This is a genomic window from Burkholderia pseudomultivorans (genome assembly GCF_001718415.1).
Taxonomy (GTDB): Bacteria; Pseudomonadota; Gammaproteobacteria; order Burkholderiales; family Burkholderiaceae; genus Burkholderia; species Burkholderia pseudomultivorans_A.
Genome location: NZ_CP013378.1, coordinates 3,916,205 through 3,935,273, shown reverse-complemented (window position 1 = coordinate 3,935,273; position 19,069 = coordinate 3,916,205). Strand labels below are relative to the sequence as shown.

Sequence of the window (19,069 nt, the reverse complement as noted above, 5' to 3'; positions counted from 1 at the left end):
TGCGGGCCGTTTCCTTCCGCCGGCCGTCGTCGCCGGTGCAGCGGCGAACGCGCGATCGCGCACGGACGCGCCCGCCGGCCGGGCGGGCCGCCGCATCGGCCGTTCGCGGCGTTGTCACGGACAGATTGCTGCGCAGTGCTACAATACGGCCCTTTCCGCCGGCATTCGCGCCGAACGGAGTCCGCACGGCCTGGTGCCCGGCGTTCGAATCGAACCGGTCCCAAGCGCCAGAGCGGCGCCGCGCGGCGCGCCGCGGCTCCGTCTACTTCCGAAATGTGATGAGCGCAGGCCCGGCCGGCCTGACGCACGATGTCCCCGCCGCGCCTTTTGAGCGAAACGCCACCATGTCCGATTCTGTCGCCAAGCCTGTCGACGCAACCTTCGATCAATTCGGCCTTGCCGCCGACATCCTGAAAGCCATTGCGGAGCAGGGTTATACGACGCCGACGCCGATCCAGGCGCAGGCCATTCCGGTCGTGCTCGCCGGCCGCGACGTCATGGGCGCCGCGCAAACGGGCACCGGCAAGACCGCGAGCTTCTCGCTGCCGATCATCCAGCGCCTGCTGCCGCAGGCCAACACCAGCGCCTCGCCCGCGCGCCATCCGGTGCGCGCGCTGATCCTCACGCCGACGCGCGAACTGGCCGACCAGGTCGCCGCGAACGTGCACGCGTATGCGAAGCACACTTCGCTGCGCAGCGCGGTCGTGTTCGGCGGCGTCGACATGAATCCGCAGATGGCCGAGCTGCGCCGCGGCGTCGAGATCCTGATCGCGACGCCGGGCCGCCTGCTCGACCACGTGCAGCAGAAGACGGCGAATCTCGGCCAGGTGCAGATCCTCGTGCTGGACGAAGCCGACCGGATGCTCGACATGGGCTTCCTGCCCGATCTGCAGCGCATCCTGAACCTGCTGCCGAAGGAGCGCCAGACGCTGCTGTTCTCGGCGACCTTCTCGCCGGAAATCAAGAAGCTCGCGTCGACCTACCTGCGCAATCCGCAGACGATCGAGGTCGCACGCAGCAACTCGACCAACGCGAACGTCACGCAGATCGTCTACGACGTCGCGGAGGGCGACAAGCAGGCAGCCGTCGTGCAGTTGCTGCGCGATCGCGGCCTGAAGCAGGTGATCGTGTTCTGCAACAGCAAGATCGGCGCGAGCCGGCTCGCGCGCAATCTCGAGCGCGACGGCGTGGTGGCATCGGCGATCCACGGCGACAAGTCGCAGATCGAGCGGATGCAGGCGCTCGACGCGTTCAAGCGCGGCGAGATCGAGGCGCTGGTCGCGACCGACGTGGCCGCGCGCGGCCTCGACATCGCCGAACTACCGGCCGTGATCAACTTCGACCTGCCGTTCAACGCGGAAGACTACGTGCACCGGATCGGCCGCACGGGTCGTGCGGGCGCGACCGGCGATGCGCTGTCGCTGTGCAGCCCGAACGAGCGCAAGCAGCTCGCGGATATCGAAAAGCTGATCAAGCGTCCGCTCGAGGTGCAGACGCTCGCGCTCGACAAGCCGGCGCGTCATCGTCACGACGAGCGCGGCGGCGAACGCGGTGGACGACGCGATCGCGACGAGCATCGCGGCGCGTCGGCACGCCGCTCGTCGGGGACGGAACGCGGCCATCATCGCCGCCACGAGGCGCCGGTCGACGATTTCTTCCTGAAGCCGTACGAGCCGTCGGCGTCGACGAAGCAGCCCGAGGAGACGAAGGCCGCGCAGCCCGAAAAGAAGGGGCCGAAGCGTCAGGTCGCCGCGCTGCTCGGCGGGTTCGGCATGCCGCGCAAGCCGTCGGCCTGAGGCGTCGGAAGCGGGACGGGCGGTGCGCAGGCGCCGCCGGAGAAGCGGGTGCATGCGTGGGCATGTGCCCGTTTTTTATTGGCGCGGCGGAGGATGAGGCGGGGACGCTGGGCGCGATCGCGCCCGATTCAGCCGGCCTGCGGCCCGAAGCGCCGCGCCCATGCCTGCGTGGCCGCCGCATGGAACGCATCCAGCGTGGTGCCGGGCAGCGCGCCGTCGGCCGTCAGGCCCAGATGCGCGGCGGCGGCCTGCAGTGCCGGCAGCGGATCGTCGCGTTCGAGCGCGGTCGCGCCCGTCTGCTTGCTGAGTTTTTCGCCGTTCGCGTCGACCACGACCGGAACGTGCAGATAGGCGGGCGTCGGCACGCCGAGGCAGCGCTGCAGATAGATCTGCCGCGCGGTGGAGTCGAGCAGGTCGGCGCCGCGCACCACGTGCGTGATGCCCGCGTCGGCATCGTCGACGACGACCGCGAGCTGGTACGCCCACTGTCCGTCCGCGCGCTTCAGCACGAAGTCGCCGACTTCGGTCGCCAGATCCTGCGACTGCCGGTGCTGCCAGCGGTCGTCGAACGCGATGACCGCGTCGTCGCCGTCCGGCACGCGCAGCCGCCATGCGCGCGCGGGCTTGCCGTGCAGGCCCGTGCGGCAGGTGCCCGGATACGCGAGCGTGGTGTGGCGCTCGTGTGCGGCGCGCAGCGAATCCGCGATTTCCTTGCGCGTGCAGCCGCACGGATACACGCGCCCGGCGGCGACGAGCCGTTCGAGCGCGGCCGCATAGGCGGCGTCGCGCGTGCTCTGCCAGACGGGCGGCTCGTCCGGCGTCATGCCGAAATGCGCGAGCGTCGCGAGGATGTCCTCGGCCGCGCCGGGCACCGTGCGCGGCGCGTCGATGTCCTCGATGCGCACGAGCCAGGCGCCGCCGTGCGCGCGCGCGTCGAGCCAGCTCGCCAGCGCACCGACCAGCGAGCCGAAATGCAGCGGGCCGGTGGGCGACGGCGCGAAGCGGCCGCGATAGCCGTTCATCGGGGCGCGGGACGGCGCGCGATTACGCGGCGCTGGCCGCCTGCGCGCAGGCCGGGCACGACTTGCCGGGCACGTAGCTCGGCGATTGCTGCGCCTGCGGCGTGACGACCGCGCGGCACGCGAAGCAGGTGACGTTCTCGGTCGGCTGCAGCTGCGGGTTCAGCGCGGTGCGGTAGTCGAACACGAAGCAGTCGCCGTGATAGTGCGCACCGCCGACTTCCTCGAAATACTTCAGGATCCCGCCTTCGAGCTGGTACACGTTCTCGATGCCGATTTCCTTCATGTGGATCGCGGCCTTCTCGCAGCGGATGCCGCCCGTGCAGAACGACACGACCGTCTTGCCTTCGAGATCGGCGCGGTTTGCGTCGATCACTTCCGGGAATTCGCTGAACTTGTCGATCCGGTAGTCGAGTGCGTCGTCGAACGTGCCGACGTCGACTTCGAACGCGTTGCGCGTGTCGAGCATCACGACCGGGCGGCCGGCATCGTCGTGGCCGCGGTCGAGCCACGTTTTCAGCGTGCGCGCGTCGACCGACGGCGCGCGGCCGAGCTCGGGCCTGATCGCGGGCTTCTTCATCGTGATGATCTCGCGCTTCATGCGCACCAGCATGCGGCGGAACGGCTGCGAGTCGGACAGGCTTTCCTTGAACTGCAGCGTCGCGAACTTGCCTTCGAACAGCGGATCGTGGCGGATGTAGTCGATGAAGGCGTCGGTCGCTTCGCGCGGGCCGGCGACGAACAGGTTGATGCCTTCCGGGGCGAGCAGGATCGTGCCGCGCAGGCCGAGTTCGTTGCAGCGGGCGGTGACGAGCGGGCGCCATTGCTCGTTCGCGTCGAGCGACACGAAATGATAGGCGGCGAGGTTGACGATGGTCATGATGATCGGACGCAAAAACGGCCGCGGCCGTGCGGCGGACGCACGGCGGCTCGCAGCAAAAAAGGGTGCGAAGCCAGGGCGATGATTCGAAAACCCGTATTATCCCGCAAACTGCGCACGCGCCGGCACTCTGCCGTTCGGCCGGGTCCGCGACGCGGCGTCGCGTGCATTGGCCGAACGGCCGGCGCGGGGATTTTTTGGGCAGCCGATGCGGCGACGCGGCTACAATAGCGCCCATGTCAGATCCTCGCTTCGTCCATCTTCGCGTTCACTCCGAATTCTCGATTGCCGACGGCATCGTGCGTCTCGACGACATCGTCAAGGCGGCGGCCGCGGACGGCCAGGGCGCGCTCGCCCTGACCGATCTCGGCAACGCATTCGGCCTCGTCCGTTTCTACCAGGAAGCCCGCGGCAAGGGCATCAAGCCGATCGCCGGCTGCGACGTCTGGATCACCAATCCGGACGATCGCGACAAGCCGTCGCGTCTGCTGCTGCTCGTGAAGGACAAGCGCGGCTACCTGAATCTGTGCGAGCTGCTGTCGAAGGCATGGCTCACGAACCAGTATCGCGGCCGCGCGGAGCTCGACCCGGGCTGGCTCGACGGCGAACTGTCGGAGGGCCTGCTCGCGCTGTCGGGTGCGCAGCAGGGCGATATCGGCCTCGCGCTCGCGGCCGGCAACGAGGAAGCCGCGCGCCGCCATGCGCAGCGCTGGGCGAAGGTGTTTCCGGGCGGCTTCTACATCGAGCTGCAGCGCTACGGGCAGCCCGGCGCGGAAGCGTACATCCAGCAGGCCGCGACGCTCGCCGCGTCGCTGAAGCTGCCGGTCGTCGCGACGCATCCGACGCAGTTCATGACCGACGACGATTTCACCGCGCACGAGGCGCGCGTGTGCATCTCCGAAGGCGACATCCTCGCGAACCCGCGGCGCCAGAAGCGCTTCACGACCGACCAGTATTTCCGCACGCAGGACGAGATGGTCGCGCTGTTCGCCGATCTGCCGTCGGCGATCGCGAACACCGTCGAGATCGCCAAGCGCTGCAACCTGAAGCTCGAGCTCGGCAAGCCGAAGCTGCCGCTGTTCCCGACGCCCGACGGCATGTCGCTCGACGACTACCTGGTCCAGCTGTCGAAGGAGGGGCTCGAAAAGCGCCTCGCGCAGCTGTATCCGGACGAAGCCGAACGCGACGCGCAGCGCGACACGTACTACAAGCGGCTCGAGTTCGAATGCGGGACCATCACGAAGATGGGCTTCCCGGGCTACTTCCTGATCGTCGCGGACTTCATCAACTGGGCGAAGAACAACGGCGTGCCGGTCGGGCCGGGCCGCGGCTCGGGCGCCGGTTCGCTGGTCGCGTACGCGCTCGGCATTACCGACCTCGACCCGCTGCGCTACAACCTGCTGTTCGAGCGCTTCCTGAACCCGGAACGCGTGTCGATGCCCGACTTCGACATCGACTTCTGCCAGCACGGCCGCGACCGCGTGATCCAGTACGTGAAGGAGAAGTACGGCGCGGACGCGGTGTCGCAGATCGCCACGTTCGGCACGATGGCCGCGAAGGCGGCCGTGCGCGACATCGGCCGCGTGCTCGACCTCGGCTACATGTTCACCGACGGCGTCGCGAAGCTGATCCCGTTCAAGCCCGGCAAGCACGTGACGATTGCCGACGCGATGAAGGAAGAGCCGCAGCTGCAGGAGCGCTACGACAACGAGGACGAGGTGCACCAGCTGCTCGACCTCGCGCAGCGCGTCGAGGGCCTGACGCGCAACGTCGGGATGCACGCGGGCGGCGTGCTGATCGCGCCCGGCAAGCTGACCGATTTCTGCCCGCTGTACACGCAGGGCGACGACGGCGGCGTCGTGAGCCAGTACGACAAGGACGACGTCGAAGCCGTCGGCCTCGTGAAGTTCGACTTTCTGGGCCTGACCACGCTGACGATCCTCGACTGGGCCGAGCGCTACATCCGCCGTCTCGATCCGTCGAAGGCCGACTGGTCGCTGTCGCAGGTGCCGCTCGACGATCCGGCGTCGTTCCAGATCCTCAAGAAGGCCAACACGGTCGCCGTGTTCCAGCTGGAAAGCCGCGGCATGCAGGGCATGCTGAAGGACGCGCAGCCCGACCGCTTCGAGGACATCATCGCGCTCGTGTCGTTGTACCGTCCGGGCCCGATGGACCTGATCCCGAGCTTCTGCGCACGCAAGCACGGCCGCGAGAAGGTCGAGTATCCGGATCCGCGCGTCGAACCCGTCCTGAAAGAGACCTACGGCATCATGGTCTATCAGGAGCAGGTGATGCAGATGGCGCAGATCATCGGCGGCTACTCGCTCGGCGGCGCCGACTTGCTGCGTCGTGCGATGGGCAAGAAAAAGCCCGAGGAGATGGTCAAGCACCGCGAGATCTTCGCCGAGGGTGCGGCGAAGAACGGGCTGTCGCGCGAGAAGTCGGACGAGATCTTCGACCTGATGGAGAAGTTCGCGGGCTACGGCTTCAACAAGTCGCACGCGGCCGCGTACGCGCTGCTCGCGTATTACACCGCGTGGCTGAAGGCGCACCATCCGGCCGAATTCATGGCGGCCAACATGACGCTCGCGATGGACGACACCGACAAGGTGAAGATCCTGTTCGACGACTGCATCGTGAACAACCTCGTCGTGCTGCCGCCCGACATCAACCAGTCGCACTACCGGTTCGAGCCGGTCGCCGAAGCCGACGGCAAGCGCTCGCGCACGATCCGCTACGGGCTCGGCGCGGTGAAGGGCAGCGGCCAGAACGCGATCGAGGAAATCCTGCGCGCCCGCGAGGAAAAGCCGTTCACGGATCTGTTCGATTTCTGCGAGCGCATCGACCGCCGCATCGTGAACCGCCGCACCATCGAGGCGCTGATCCGCGCCGGCGCATTCGACTCGCTGAATACGAACCGCGCGCAGCTGCTCGCGTCGGTGCCGCTCGCGATGGAGGCGGCCGACCAGGCCGAGGCAAACGCATTGCAGGCCGGCCTGTTCGACATGGGCGCCGAGTCGCCGCACGCGCATGCGCTCGTCGACGAGCCCGCGTGGGACGACAAGCGGCGCCTGCAGGAAGAAAAGGGTGCGCTCGGCTTCTACCTGTCGGGCCACCTGTTCGACGCGTATCGCGACGAGGTGCGCCGCTTCGTGCGGCAGAAGGTCGGCGAGCTGAAGGAAGGGCGCGACAAGCTCGTCGCCGGCATCATCGCGTCGCTGCGCACGCAGATGACCCAGCGCGGCAAGATGCTGATCGCGCTGCTCGACGACGGCACCGGCCAGTGCGAAATCACGATCTTCAACGAGCAGTTCGAGGCGAACAAGGCGCTGTTCAAGGAAGACGAACTGCTGATCGTACAAGGGCAGGCGCGCAACGATGCGTTTACCGGCGGCATTCGCTTCACGGCCGATACGGTGATGGACCTCGAACGCGCGCGCAGCCGCTACGCGCAGGCCGTGCGGCTGACGATGAACGGCAATGCCGATGCGACGGCATTGCGCCGCGTGCTCGAGCCGCATGTGTCGAAGGACGATCCGGCGGCGGCGAACGCGGTCGAGGCGCCCGCGCCGCGCGGCGGCGGACGCGACGGCGGCCGGCGTCCGCAGCCGCCGCTGCCCAACGGGCTCGCGGTCCAGATCCACTACAGCAATGCGCGCGCGCAGGGCGAGATGCGGCTTGGCGATGCGTGGCGCGTGAAGCCGAGCGACACGCTGCTCGCGGAGCTGCGCGCAGCCTTCGACGGCAGCACGGTCGAAATCACCTACTGATCGCGTACCGTTCCTGACGCGTCGCGACAAGCGGCCCGCCGCATCGCCATCGTGCGATGCGGCGGGCCGTTTTTCATGTGATCCGGTGCTTGGGTGCGTCAACCTGACGCTATACAATCCGTCGCGCGCGCGACGATCCGGCGGGGAAAGACCGGAGGTCGCGCGCCACCACACGCGGCGACGCCGGCATCGCGCAACAGGCGCGTGCCGCAGGCGGCGCACGACGATAAAAAACTGACAGCCACTATTACAACAATGGCCTACGGGAACTCGGCGGGACGGATCCTCGTGATCCGGATTGATTTTCTGGGCGACATGCTGTGCACGACGGCATTGCTCGGCGCGTTGAAGCGGCGCTGGCCCGGTTCGGAACTGCATGTGGTCGCGAACCGCTACAACGCGGCCGTGCTGGCCGGCAACCCGGACGTGGATGCGGTTCACACGTACGTGTACAGCCGTCAGTGCGAGCGCAACGATCGGCCGGGCCGGCTGCGCGCCTTCCTCGACCGCATGCGGCTGGTCCGGCGCCTGCGTCGCCTGCGGTTCGACCTCGTGGTCGTGCCGAACGGCGGCATGCACCGCAGCAGCGTGCAGTTCGCGCGGCAGCTCGGCGCAAAGGACTGCCGCTGGCACGATGCCGATACCGAATTCGACGATCGCAAGCCCGACCATGTCACGACGCGGCCGATCTGGCACGAGGCGCTGTCGGGGTTCCGGCTCGTTCCCGAGCTCGGCGGTGTCGGGATCGACGAGCTCGTGCTGACGGTGCATCCCGACCGCACGCTGCAACAGGCGTGGCGCGATCGGCTCGGGCCGCGCACGAAGCCGCGCGTCGGCCTGTTCGTGTCGAACAAGGCCGCCGAACGGCGCTGGCCCGCCGACCGGTGGCGCGAGCTCGGCCGGCGGCTCGCGCCGCTCGTCGACGTGATCGTGTTTCGCGATCCCGCGCTCGCGTCGGCGGACGGGGGCGCGTGCGACGCATGGCAGGGCGTGGAAGCGCGGCATGTCGTGCCGTCGTCGGTCGGCGAGTTGATGGCGCTCGCCAGCCTGCTCGACGCGATCGTGTCGGCGGACAGCGCACCCGTGCATCTCGCGTCGGCGCTGCGCGTGCCCGTCGCCGCACTGTTCGAGGACCGGCCGGAAAAGTATCTGCGCTGGCATCCGCTCGGCGTGCCGCACGCGATCCTGCGGGCGGGCGCGAGCGTCGATGCGATCGGCGTCGACGCGGTCGAGCGTGCGGTGCGCGATCTGCTGGCGCAGTCCGTGGAATGCGCCGTGCCGGAGACCGACGCGACGGAGACGGTGGCGATCGAGGCGCTCGCCGTGTAGCACGCGGGCGCGACGCAGCGGACGAGCCGAGCCAAGCCAAGCCCGGCTCGCCCGGCATCGCGACCGCGCCGCCGCATACCGGCGTACGATCCGCTGCGCCACTGCGCCACTGCGCCACTGCGCCACTGCGCCACTGCGCCACTGCGCCACTGCGCCACTGCGCCACTGCGCCACTGCGCCACTGCGCCACTGCGCCACTGCGCCACTGCGCCACTGCGCCACTGCGCCACTGCGCCACTGCGCCACTGCGCCACCGCGCCACTGCGCCACCGCGCCACCGCGCCACCGCGCCCCCGCGCCCCCGCGCCACCGCGCCACCGCGCCACCGCGTTCGCCGCGTTCGCCGTGCCGCGCCGGCTGCTGCAAAATCCTGTACATTGCCAGCCTTGTTCAGCCAGCTAGACGGACCGACTGCCGTGGCCCTGTTTTCCTCCGCCCGCCCGCCCAGAACCATCCTCGTCGCGGCGCCGCGCCGTATCGGCGACGTGCTGCTGACGACGCCGCTCGTGCGCTCGCTGAAGGCCCGCTGGCCCGACGCGCAGATCGACATGCTGGTGTTTCGCGGCACCGAAGGCGTGCTCGAGCACAACCCGGACGTGCGGCGCGTGATCGTCGTCGCGCAGCGCGCGGGATTCCGCGAGCGCCTGCGCGATGCATTGTCGATGTGGCGTCGCTACGACCTCGCGTGCGCGGCGCTGAGTTCCGACCGGCCGCGCTTCTACAGCTGGTTCGCCGGCCGCAAGCGCGTCGGCCTCGTCGATCCGGACCGCGTCACCTGGCTCACGCGGATGATGCTGCACGGGATCGCGATCAATCACCACGAGTCCGCGCATACGGTCGTCAGCACGCTCGCGCTGGCGCCCGTGATCGGCATCGAGCCGGTATCCGAGGTCGTCGCGCCCGGCATCGGCGACGATCCCGCGCGGCGTGCGCGCTTCGACGCGCGGCTCGCGGAGTCGCCGGCGCTTCGCGAGGGCAGGCCGCTCGTCGTCCTGCATCCGTACCCGATGTTCCGCTACAAGCAATGGCGGCTCGACGGCTGGGTCGAGATGATCGACTGGCTGCGCGGGCACGGCTTCGCGGTCGCGCTGTCGGGCGGTCCGGCCGATCGCGAGCGCGAGTATGGCGAGCAGGTCGCGGCGCAGGCCGGCGGCGACGTGCTGAACCTGGTCGGCCGGTTGAGCTTCGGCGAGAGCGCGGAACTCGTGCGGCGCGCGCGGCTGTTCATCGGGCCCGACACGGGAGCGACGCACGTCGCGGCGGCGACGGGCACCGACACGATCGCGCTGTTTGGGCCGTCCGATCCGGTGCGCTGGGGGCCGTGGCCGCAGCACTGGCCGGCGACCGAGAATCCGTGGCCGCTGCGCGGCTCGGGGCGGCACGGCAACGTGTGGCTGATCCAGGGCGAGGGCGACTGCGTGCCGTGCCGGCACGAGGGCTGCGAGCGTCACGTCGACAGCCGCAGCGATTGCCTCGTCAATCTCGGCGCGCAGCGCGTCAAGGCCGCGGCCGCCGAGATGCTCGGACTCAAGCCGCCGGGCGCGGAAGCCGTCGTCGACACGTCGCGACTGCATCGCAGCGGATCGGACTGACGCACCGCCGGGCGCGTCATCGCGTCGCGGGAACGAGCCCGCGGTGGAGGGGGGAAGCCGGAGCCACGTCGAAGCGGCCCCGTGCGGGCACGGGCCGGGGCCGACATAGCCCCGCCCGGCACCCGGTATTACGCGCTGCGCCGGATCGCCGAGGTTTCGCGCGGCAGCGCTTCGTCGCGGCCGCCGCAGCCGAGCAGGATGCCCGCGAGCAGCACCAGCAGGTGCCCTTCGGCGAAATCGAGCAGCAGCGAATTCGCGAGGCTGCCGACCGTGAAGATCGCGAGCCACCCGAGCAGCAGCTGCCGCGAGCGCGGATCGAGCGTGCGGCTGCCGCGCGCGATCTGCACGATCAGGTTGATGAACAGCAGCACGCCGAGCGAGCCAAGCTGCACGGCCATCAGCATGTATTCGTTATGCGGATTCGACGTGAGCTGGCCTTCGGCTGCCGTCTTGCCGGCCGCGAGCTTCTGGAACTCGAACTCGAGGCCGCCCGCGCCATAGCCGATCGCCGGTCGCATCCGGTACAGCTCGAGTCCCTTCTTGTACCACTCGAGGCGCAGCCCGGTCGACGTCGCCGCGTCGCTCTGACGGTACTGCTGCACTTCCGACGCGACCTTCACGAGCCGGCCGCCGTGCACCGTGCAGGCGGCCACCACCAGCGCCGCGCCGGCCAGCACCAGCGCGCCCGCGGCGAGCCCCGCGCGCAGCGCCGACTGCTTGCGCAGCAGCAGCACGAAACGCACGGCGACGACGAGGATCAGCAGCAGCGCGACGACCTGGCCGGTGCGCCCCTGCAGCATCACGAACACGTTGACGAGCGCCCACGCGGCGACGCCGGCGTACGCTGCGCGCGACAGCGCGGTGCGGGCCGCCAGCGCAAGGTCGGCCGCCTGGTAGAACAGCAGCGCGCCGAACATGCCGGCCGCGATATGGTTCTTGAACACCCACGCGCGCGACAGCGGCAGTTCGGTCGCATGGGCGGGCCCGATCGCGGTCAGCCCGAGATAGTTGGTCGTCGACAGCAGCAGGATCGCGCACAGCGTGCCGAACCAGCAGCGCCGCACGATCGGCGCCCAGTTCGACTGGCGGAACGCGAGCGCGGCGAAGGGCAGCAGCAGCAGCTTGTCGTACTTGGCGACCCAGTTCCACGCCTTGTCGTGCGGCGCGACCGTATAGGTGACGCTGACGGTCAGCGCGGCCAGGATCAGCAGCGCCGCGAGCGACGCGGGTTCGGTGACGAAGGTGCGCAGGTCGCGCCAGAATTCGGGCGAGATCACGAGCGCGGCCGCGAACAGCCCGCAGAACACGTTGGTCAGCGCGGTCGAGACGGGCACCATGCAGAGTGCGATGACGGCGAAGGCGCGGGCGGCGGTCAGGCGCCGCGTGGCGGAAGCGGAAAACGAAAGCATCGGAACCTGTCGAATGGACGAATGCGGCATGCGGGCACCGTGCTGCGCGCCGCGCGTCCCGGGCGGCACGCGGCGGGACGAACCGCGCAGTATACGCGAACCGAGGTACGTTTCCGTGTCGTTTTCGGGGCTGGATCAGCCAAGGGCGCGCTTGATCCGCGAACGCAGCAGCGCGCGCTTCAGCCGACCCTCGACCACCGGCGTGTCGAGCACGAGACGCGTGCCGACCGGCTCGCCGCGATGCAGGTAATAGCGGTCGAACGTCGCCTGCGTCATGCCCCATTTGTTGAGGAACTGGCGGCGGCCGTCGTTCTTGACGATCTTGCCCGTGCTCTTCTGCTGGAAGTGGTAGACCAGGCTGTCGCCGACGCCGATGAAGATCCGGCAGCCGGCGTCCCAGCATTTCATCGAGAAGTCGTTGTCGCTGCTCATCCCCGGCGACAGCTCGCTGCTGTAGCCGCCGATGCGGTTCCACCAGTCGCGATGCACGAGCGTCGGCGGCCAGGTCGAGCCGAGCCAGTCCGCGCGTGCGAGGCGCGGTGCGGCGGCGACGAGGCCCGCTGCGTCGAACTGTCCGGCGTCGCGGCCGAAGTCGGCGACCACGACGCACGGGTTGCCCGTATCGACCGGCTCGACCATCGTGCCGGACAGCATGAACAGGTCGGTCGGCATCTGCTCGATGCGCCGCACCAGCGCCGTGTCCCAGCCGGGGCAGCAGAACATGTCGTCGTTCATGTAGACGACGTAGTCGCGCGTCGCGCGCGCGGCGGCCAGGTTCACCGCATGACAGATGCCGATGTTGGCCGGCGACGCCGTGTGCTCGATGCCTTCGCTGCGCACCCAGTCGAGCGTGCCGTCCGAGCCGTCGTTCACGTGCACGATGATCTGGTGGTCGTACGCGGAATGGCGGCGCAGGCTGTCGACGACGAGCCTGAGGTACGGCAGGTTGTTCCAGGTCGGGATGATGATGGAGAACATGGCGGTCGGATTGGGTGTTCGTCGTGTCGGGCGGCGCGGCCGCTCCGCAGGCGTGCGGTGCACGGGCAGGCCGGCATTGTAACGCTGCTGCCGGCGCGCGCCGGCCGGGCCTCGGGGGAAGATCAGCGGGCCGCTTCGTGGCCGAGCTTCAGGAAGCGGTAGTAGACCGTCTCCGCGTTGAACACCGCGATCATGAAGCCGGCGCGGCCGTCGAGGAAGCCGCGCCGCAACAGGTAGGTGCGCACGAACGCCCACGCGCCGCGCGCGAGCGCCTTGCCGAAGCCGCCGCGCTGGCCGGCCGCGCGGCGCTGGCGCGCGCCGGCCGTCGAATATGCGTCGAGCTTGCGCACCACGGTTTCGAAATCTTCATATGAATAATGCATCAGCTTGCCGGGCAGGCGCTGCGCGGCGCTGTCGAACACGAGGCGTTCGTGCACGAGATCGTCCGAGAAGCGCGCGGCGCCGCGCCGGAACAGGCGCGGCACCCAGTCCGGATACCAGCCGCTGTGGTGGATCCACTGGCCGCAGAAGCTCGACAGCCGGTCGAGTGCGTACACCTGCGCGGCCGGCGCGCGAATCGCGTCGCGGATCGACTGCGCGAGTTCCGGGCTGACGACTTCGTCGGTGTCGAGCGACAGGATCCAGTCGGTGTCGAGCGCGTCGAGCGCGCGGTTCTTCTGCGGGCCGAAGCCCGGCCAGTCGCGCTCGACGATCACGCGCGCGCCGTGCGCCTGCGCGATCGCGACGGTGTCGTCGGTGCTGCCGCCGTCGATCACGACGATGTCGTCGGCGAACGTCAGCGCATCGAGGCACTGCGCGAGCCGCGCGGACGCGTTGAGGGCGATGAGGGCGACGCCGAGGGTGGGTTCAGCCATGAAAATCGTCGAAAGGGCGGAGAAACGGTGAGCGGCAGTATACCCGCGGCCCGCGTGCCGGCAGCGGCCGTGCGGCGGCAGGCGGTGCGGCTATAATGTTGGGCCATTTTCGGCACCCGCCCGACGGGGCAGGACCCCGGGCGGACCACGCGCCGGGCGCCGCGTCGCGGCTCAAGAAGGATCGCCTTGGAAACCCAGAACACTCTTCGCAAACCGATGGACGGCACCGGCACGTCGCCGCTCACCGTCCTCAAGCGCCTGTGGCCGTATATCCGGCCGCTGATCGGCATCGTGGTGCTCGCCGTGATGACGATGGGCGTCGTCGCGGCGACGGAAGCCGGGATTCCCGCGCTGCTCAAGCCGCTGCTCGACCATGGCTTCGGGTCGCACGGCAGCGACCGTGCGAAGTGGTACGTGCCGATCGCGGTGATCGGCCTCGCGCTCGTGCGCGGCGTGTCGCAGTACGCGTCGAATTACCTGCTCAACTACGTATCGAACCGCATCCTGCTGCAGCTTCGGCTCGAGATGTTCCAGCGGATGATCCACACCGGCGCGTCGTTCTTCCAGCGCGAGACCGCCAGCACGGTGATCAACGCGATCGTGTTCGAGGTCAACCAGATCCTGTCGGTGCTGACCGGCGTGATGGTCACGCTGGTGCGCGATTCGCTGACGGTGGTGTTCCTGCTCGGCTACCTGTTCTACCTGAACTGGCGCCTCACGCTGATCGTCGCGGTGATCCTGCCGGGCATCGGCTGGCTCGTCAGCAAGATCAACCGGCGCCTGCGGCGCCTGAACCGCGAGCACCAGACGCTGACCAACGAGCTGTCGTACATCGTCGAGGAGACGGTCGGCGGCTACAAGGTCGTCAAGGTGCACAACGGCGAGCCGTACGAGGTCGACCGCTTCACCGCGATGAGCAAGCGCCTGCGCGGCTACGCGATGCGCATGACGATTTCCGGCGGCCTCGCGCAGCCGCTCACGCAGTTCCTCGCGTCGATCGCGCTCGCAGTGGTGATCACGATCGCGGTCGTGCAGTCGTCGAACGACCAGACGACGGTCGGCGGCTTCGTCGCGTTCGTCACGTCGATGCTGCTGGTGATTTCGCCGCTGAAGCACCTGATCGACGTGAACCAGCCGCTGCAGCGCGGGATGACGGCCGCCGAACTGATCTTCGGGCTGATCGACGAGCCGGCCGAGCCGCAGGGCGGCGGCCGGCCGCTGCCGCATGCGCGCGGCGAAATCGAGTTCCGCGACGTGTCGTTCGACTACGGCGCGGCCGAGCGGCCGACGCTCGACCGCATCTCGTTCAAGGTCGCGCCGGGCGAGATGATCGCGCTCGCGGGCCCGTCGGGCAGCGGCAAGACGACGCTCGTAAACCTGCTGCCGCGCTTCTTCGATCCGACCGGCGGGGCGATCCTGCTCGACGGCGTGCCGGTCGCGGACTTCGACATCCACGCGCTGCGCAGCCAGATGGCGATGGTGAGCCAGGACGTCGTGCTGTTCAACGACACGATCGCCGCGAACGTCGCATACGGGCAGACACCCGACCGCGCACGCGTGCAGGCGGCGCTCGAGGCCGCGAACCTGGCCGACGCGGTGGCCGCGATGCCCGACGGGCTCGACACGCTGGTCGGCGGCAACGGGATGCGGCTGTCCGGCGGTCAGCGCCAGCGGCTCGCGATCGCGCGCGCGATCTACAAGGACGCGCCGATCCTGATCCTCGACGAGGCGACCTCGGCGCTCGATTCGGAATCGGAGCGCCATGTGCAGGCCGCGCTCGAACGGCTGATGGAAGGGCGCACGACGCTCGTGATCGCGCACCGGCTGTCGACGATCGAGCGCGCGGATCGCATCCTCGTGCTCGAGGCCGGCAAGATCGTCGAGTCGGGCAGCCACGACGAGCTGCTGCGCCACGGCGGCCTCTATGCGCATCTGCACCGGATCCAGTACCAGCAGCAGGCGGCCTGACCGGACGCCCGCGCCGTGGTTTCATGGCCGTGTGCTAGTCTTCACTGCGTAGTTGCCTCGTTTGATGTGACAACACGGAGGGAAGGCAGAATGAAAAAGACGCACGGCATGATGCTGGCGGCGCTGATCGCGGCGGGTTTCGCCGCGCCGGCCGCGATGGCGCAGGATCATCACGACGATCATGGCAGACCCGAGATGCAGCATGGCCGCGGGCAGCATATGCCGCCCGGCCAGATGCGTCATGAGGACGACGTGCCGCCGCGCTGGGCCGACCAGCCGCGCCGCGAGTGGCACAAGGGCGACCGCCTCCCCAGCGAATTCCGCGACCGCCAGTATGTGGTCGACGACTGGCGCGGCTACCACCTGAGCCCGCCGCCGCGCGGCTATCACTGGGTCGGCGTCGGCGGCGACTACCTGCTCGTGCAGATCGGCTCGGGCGTCGTGCTGCGCGTCGGTCCGTAACGAACGCCGGCAGTCAGTCGTCCATCATCCGGCTGTCGGGCAACGGCCCGGCAGCCGCGTCACTTCGTCGCCGACCGGCGAAACCAGCGCCGCTCGATCTGCGACATCCCCCAGCACACGGCCAGCGCGCATACGGTGCCGAGCGTGACTTCGGCGAGTCGCATCAGCGGAATGTCCCATAGCGGGCCGTTGCCCGGAAACAGCAGCACGATCGTCGCGGTGACGCCGCCGAGCCGTGCCGCGCTGCCGACGTTCAGGCACCAGCAGCAGACGATCACGACCGCGACCGTGAGCGCGTACGCGACCAGCCGGTCGCCGCCGAGCGCCGCGCCCGCGAAGCCGAGCACGCCGCCGACCATCGCGCCGACGAACTGGTCGCGCGACAGCGACATCGTGTCCGAGTAGTTGTGCTGCGTGACGGCGATCGCGGTGATCGCCGCCCACACGGCTTGCTCGGTGTGCAGCGCGCGGCCGATCGCATACGCGAGGCAGGCGCCGCACACGGCCTGGAACGCCATCAGCGCGCCTTGCGCGAGCCGCTCGCCGAACGTCAGTCCCTTGAACAGATCGAAGATCGACTGCTGGATCTGCTGGCGCGCTTCGTTGAGTGTCCTGATCGTATCCATCGTGTGTCGCCAAGAAGCGGGGTGCGTCAGTGCGCCTGTTCGGGCGAGGTGGCGGCCGGCTCGGCGGCGGGCGCGTCGCCGTTCTCGACGCGCGTTTCGGGCATCCCGAGCCAGACCAGCAGCACCGCGAGCGCGCCCGCGGCCGCGAGTCCGAAGAAGCTCACCGCATTGCCGAAGTGATCGGCGACGTAGCCGGCCGCGGCCGTGCTGAGCGTCGCGCCGATCCCGGCTGCGAGGCCGAACAGCCCGATGCACAAGTTGTAGCGGCCCTTACCGCCGGCGACGTCGGCCGCGATCAGCGGCAGCATCACGCCGAACACGGCCGCGCTGATGCCGTCGAGCATTTGCACCGGCACGAGCAGGTACGGGCTGCTCACGCCGGCGAACAGCAGGGCGCGCACCGGCAGCGCGGAGAAGCCGAGCAGCAGGATCGGCCGCCGGCCCCAGCGCTGCGCGGAGCGGCCGACCCACGGCGACAGCATCGCGACGATCGCCTGCGGCACGATGATGCACGCGGCAATCACGAGCTGCACGTTCTCGCCCATCCCGGCCGTCACTTCGCCGGCCGCGAGGTTCAGCATCGCCGCATTCGACAGGTGGAACAGCACGACGCACGCCGCGAAGATCAGCATCCGGCGGTCGCGCAGCAGTTCGAGCAGCGTTTCGCGCTCGCCGCTTTCATCGCCGTCGTCGTGTTTCGACGACGATTGCGGGATCACCTCGTGGGTCGGCTGGATCATCGCGAGCGCGAACAGCGCGGGCAGCGCGAGCACGGCGGTCAGCCAGAACACCGCGCGCGCGGAGAAGTATTCGCCGGTGAGGCCCATCAGGCCGGCTGCGACCGCGCTGCCGATCGACGCCCAGCGCGCGTTACGGCCGAGCCGGTCGCCGAGATCCGCGCGGCCGACGAGCGAGAACGAGATCGCGGCCATCGCCGGCACGAGCATGCAGCTCGCGAAGCCGTGGAACACTTCGGCGGCGATCACCGGCACGATCGTCGGGCTCGACGCGAGCAGCACCGCGGACAGGATGATCGCGGCGATCGCCCACGCGGCCGCGCCTTTCTTGTTCTTCAGCGCATCGACGGCGGCGCCGCCCGGCACCTGGCTGACCATCGCGCTGATCGTGCCGATCGACAGCACCATGCCGATCTCGCCCTGCGTCCACTTGTGCGACGCGAGGTAGGACGCGATGAACGGACCGAAGCCGGTTTGAACGTTTGCAACGAAGAAGTTGAGCCAGTCGAGGGCCCGCAGACTGCGAACGCTGACGGAATGCTTGATCGTCATCGGGTCGTACTCGCAGTCGAAGCCGGTGCCGGTGCGACCGGCGGGTAGACCGCGACGATCGGCTTGTCGGCCGCGTAGGGCGGCGCTGCCTTGATCTGTGCGTCGTTCAGGTCGAGCTGCGGGCGCAGTGCCTTGTCGCGCATGACGAAGCGCAGCGCGCCCCAGCTCGCGGCGATCGAACGGCGGTCGGTATTGACGAGGCCGCCGAGGTCGAGCACGACGGCCTGCGGCTCGGCGGCGCGGTCGATCAGCACGTCGACGACGCGGCCGATCTTCGTGCCGTTCGGGCGCTCGACGTCGCTGTCGAGCAGCGGCAGCCGCGTCGCCGGCGAGGCGGCTGCCGAACCCGACAGCGGCACGGCCTTGGGCCGTGCGGCCGGCGGCAGGTCGCCCGACGGCACGTCGAGCACGATCGGCTCCTGCTTGCCGCCCGGCGTGAAGCGGAACACGTTCCACGGGAAGCTGACCTTGCGGTCGCCGACGCCCATGAAGCCCTGCAGGTTGACGATCATCTCGCGCGGCTTGCCGCTCGGGTCGGTCACCATGTCGACCGCGCGGCCGATCACCTTGCCGTTGCGTCGCGCGACTTCGCTGTCGAGCAGCGCGTGGATCTGGGTGCGGTCGAGCGGGCGCGTCCCGACGATCGGCGGGGGCGGAGGCGGCGGTGGTGTCGGCGATTCGGGGCGCTGCACGGGTTTCGGCCGCGCGACTTCGCGGTGCGGCTTCTTCGGCGCTTCCGGCTCTTCCGGGCGCGTCGGCGCGGGCACGGGCGGCATCGTCAGCGGCTCGCCGGCCGTTTCCTCGACCGGCTCGACCAGCGCCTCGCTGATCGGTGCGGGCGGGTTCTGGACCGGCAGCAGCCCGCAGCCGGACAGCAGCGCGGCGGCAGCGAGAATCAGGAAGACCGTCGAGGACGGGAACGACTTGCGGGATGCGGGAAACGGGAGTCCGCCGCTCATTGACACTCACTCCATGGGTCGGGGGGCGGGCCCGGAGGCACGCGGCTGGCGATGGATGGCGGGTGCGGGCGGCGCACCACGCGAGGTGAGAGTTTAACGTGTCTAGCTTTCAGTCCC

General features: G+C 69.4%; 14 protein-coding genes. 6 read left to right on the top strand and 8 right to left on the bottom strand.

The window, feature by feature from the left end; genetic code table 11:
* Positions 1-278 precede the first annotated feature (278 nt).
* On the top strand, positions 279-1,796 hold the full coding sequence (locus WS57_RS30495; protein ID WP_081055823.1) for a DEAD/DEAH box helicase: 1,518 nt from the start codon (positions 279-281) through the stop codon (positions 1,794-1,796).
* A 128-nt stretch (positions 1,797-1,924) separates the two neighbouring features.
* Here the strand turns inward: WS57_RS30495 and gluQRS are convergent, their stop codons facing one another.
* Positions 1,925-2,818 (bottom strand): tRNA glutamyl-Q(34) synthetase GluQRS, encoded by an 894-nt coding sequence (gluQRS, locus tag WS57_RS30490; protein ID WP_059519578.1) that lies wholly within the window; start codon positions 2,816-2,818, stop codon positions 1,925-1,927.
* Positions 2,819-2,840: 22 nt separating this feature from the next.
* Complete coding sequence (locus tag WS57_RS30485; protein WP_069245250.1) at positions 2,841-3,695, bottom strand: sulfurtransferase; 855 nt, start codon at positions 3,693-3,695, stop codon at positions 2,841-2,843.
* A 236-nt stretch (positions 3,696-3,931) separates the two neighbouring features.
* Here WS57_RS30485 and dnaE point away from each other — a divergent pair, with 236 nt between their 5' ends.
* From dnaE to WS57_RS30470, 3 genes are all read left to right on the top strand, one after another.
* Entirely contained in the window at positions 3,932-7,465 is a 3,534-nt protein-coding gene (dnaE, locus tag WS57_RS30480) for a DNA polymerase III subunit alpha (RefSeq protein ID WP_059601333.1), read from the top strand.
* 255 nt (positions 7,466-7,720) lie between these two features.
* Positions 7,721-8,794: a glycosyltransferase family 9 protein gene (locus tag WS57_RS30475; RefSeq protein ID WP_069245249.1), complete on the top strand. Its 1,074-nt coding sequence runs from the start codon at positions 7,721-7,723 to the stop codon at positions 8,792-8,794.
* A gap of 416 nt (positions 8,795-9,210) precedes the next feature.
* Entirely contained in the window at positions 9,211-10,386 is a 1,176-nt protein-coding gene (locus WS57_RS30470) for a glycosyltransferase family 9 protein (RefSeq protein ID WP_009692955.1), read from the top strand.
* 128 nt (positions 10,387-10,514) lie between these two features.
* On the opposite strand, the gene WS57_RS30465 is transcribed toward WS57_RS30470, so the two are convergent.
* The 3 genes from WS57_RS30465 to WS57_RS30455 form a co-directional block, all read right to left on the bottom strand.
* A complete protein-coding gene (locus WS57_RS30465) occupies positions 10,515-11,795 on the bottom strand; it encodes an O-antigen ligase family protein (RefSeq protein WP_069245248.1) in 1,281 nt (426 codons plus the stop codon).
* A gap of 135 nt (positions 11,796-11,930) precedes the next feature.
* On the bottom strand, positions 11,931-12,773 hold the full coding sequence (locus WS57_RS30460) for a glycosyltransferase family 2 protein (protein ID WP_009688081.1): 843 nt from the start codon (positions 12,771-12,773) through the stop codon (positions 11,931-11,933).
* 122 nt (positions 12,774-12,895) lie between these two features.
* Positions 12,896-13,648, bottom strand: a complete 753-nt coding sequence (locus WS57_RS30455; protein ID WP_059519568.1) for a glycosyltransferase family 2 protein — start codon at positions 13,646-13,648, stop codon at positions 12,896-12,898.
* A gap of 216 nt (positions 13,649-13,864) precedes the next feature.
* Here WS57_RS30455 and msbA point away from each other — a divergent pair, with 216 nt between their 5' ends.
* Both msbA and WS57_RS30445 read left to right on the top strand, forming a co-directional pair.
* Positions 13,865-15,616 carry a lipid A export permease/ATP-binding protein MsbA gene (msbA, locus tag WS57_RS30450; RefSeq protein ID WP_040127891.1) on the top strand — a complete coding sequence of 584 codons (1,752 nt, stop codon included), beginning with the start codon at positions 13,865-13,867 and terminating at the stop codon, positions 15,614-15,616.
* Between the two features lie 90 nt (positions 15,617-15,706).
* Entirely contained in the window at positions 15,707-16,078 is a 372-nt protein-coding gene (locus WS57_RS30445) for an RcnB family protein (protein ID WP_009694587.1), read from the top strand.
* Between the two features lie 59 nt (positions 16,079-16,137).
* Here WS57_RS30445 and WS57_RS30440 read toward each other — a convergent pair whose 3' ends face one another.
* From WS57_RS30440 to WS57_RS30430, 3 genes are read right to left on the bottom strand one after another with little or no spacing between them, the layout of a single operon-like run.
* Positions 16,138-16,704, bottom strand: a complete 567-nt coding sequence (locus WS57_RS30440; RefSeq protein ID WP_009694586.1) for an FUSC family protein — start codon at positions 16,702-16,704, stop codon at positions 16,138-16,140.
* A gap of 26 nt (positions 16,705-16,730) precedes the next feature.
* Positions 16,731-17,993: an MFS transporter gene (locus WS57_RS30435; RefSeq protein ID WP_040127890.1), complete on the bottom strand. Its 1,263-nt coding sequence runs from the start codon at positions 17,991-17,993 to the stop codon at positions 16,731-16,733.
* The gene (locus WS57_RS30430; protein ID WP_040127889.1) at positions 17,990-18,952 is read right to left on the bottom strand and encodes a PRC-barrel domain-containing protein; all 963 of its coding nucleotides are present in this window, start codon (positions 18,950-18,952) and stop codon (positions 17,990-17,992) included. Before WS57_RS30430 ends, WS57_RS30435 begins: the two co-directional genes overlap by 4 nt.
* Between the last annotated feature and the right edge of the window lie 117 nt (positions 18,953-19,069).

What these genes read in the sequence shown, in the direction of transcription:
- WS57_RS30495 (WP_081055823.1), top strand. Translation starts at nt 279, where the DNA reads ATGAGCGCAGGCCCGGCCGGCCTGACGCACGATGTCCCCGCCGCGCCT.
- gluQRS (WP_059519578.1), bottom strand. Translation starts at nt 2,818, where the DNA reads ATGAACGGCTATCGCGGCCGCTTCGCGCCGTCGCCCACCGGCCCGCTG.
- WS57_RS30485 (WP_069245250.1), bottom strand. Translation starts at nt 3,695, where the DNA reads ATGACCATCGTCAACCTCGCCGCCTATCATTTCGTGTCGCTCGACGCG.
- dnaE (WP_059601333.1), top strand. Translation starts at nt 3,932, where the DNA reads ATGTCAGATCCTCGCTTCGTCCATCTTCGCGTTCACTCCGAATTCTCG.
- WS57_RS30475 (WP_069245249.1), top strand. Translation starts at nt 7,721, where the DNA reads ATGGCCTACGGGAACTCGGCGGGACGGATCCTCGTGATCCGGATTGAT.
- WS57_RS30465 (WP_069245248.1), bottom strand. Translation starts at nt 11,795, where the DNA reads ATGCTTTCGTTTTCCGCTTCCGCCACGCGGCGCCTGACCGCCGCCCGC.
- WS57_RS30460 (WP_009688081.1), bottom strand. Translation starts at nt 12,773, where the DNA reads ATGTTCTCCATCATCATCCCGACCTGGAACAACCTGCCGTACCTCAGG.
- WS57_RS30455 (WP_059519568.1), bottom strand. Translation starts at nt 13,648, where the DNA reads ATGGCTGAACCCACCCTCGGCGTCGCCCTCATCGCCCTCAACGCGTCC.
- msbA (WP_040127891.1), top strand. Translation starts at nt 13,865, where the DNA reads ATGGACGGCACCGGCACGTCGCCGCTCACCGTCCTCAAGCGCCTGTGG.
- WS57_RS30445 (WP_009694587.1), top strand. Translation starts at nt 15,707, where the DNA reads ATGAAAAAGACGCACGGCATGATGCTGGCGGCGCTGATCGCGGCGGGT.
- WS57_RS30440 (WP_009694586.1), bottom strand. Translation starts at nt 16,704, where the DNA reads ATGGATACGATCAGGACACTCAACGAAGCGCGCCAGCAGATCCAGCAG.
- WS57_RS30435 (WP_040127890.1), bottom strand. Translation starts at nt 17,993, where the DNA reads ATGACGATCAAGCATTCCGTCAGCGTTCGCAGTCTGCGGGCCCTCGAC.
- WS57_RS30430 (WP_040127889.1), bottom strand. Translation starts at nt 18,952, where the DNA reads ATGAGCGGCGGACTCCCGTTTCCCGCATCCCGCAAGTCGTTCCCGTCC.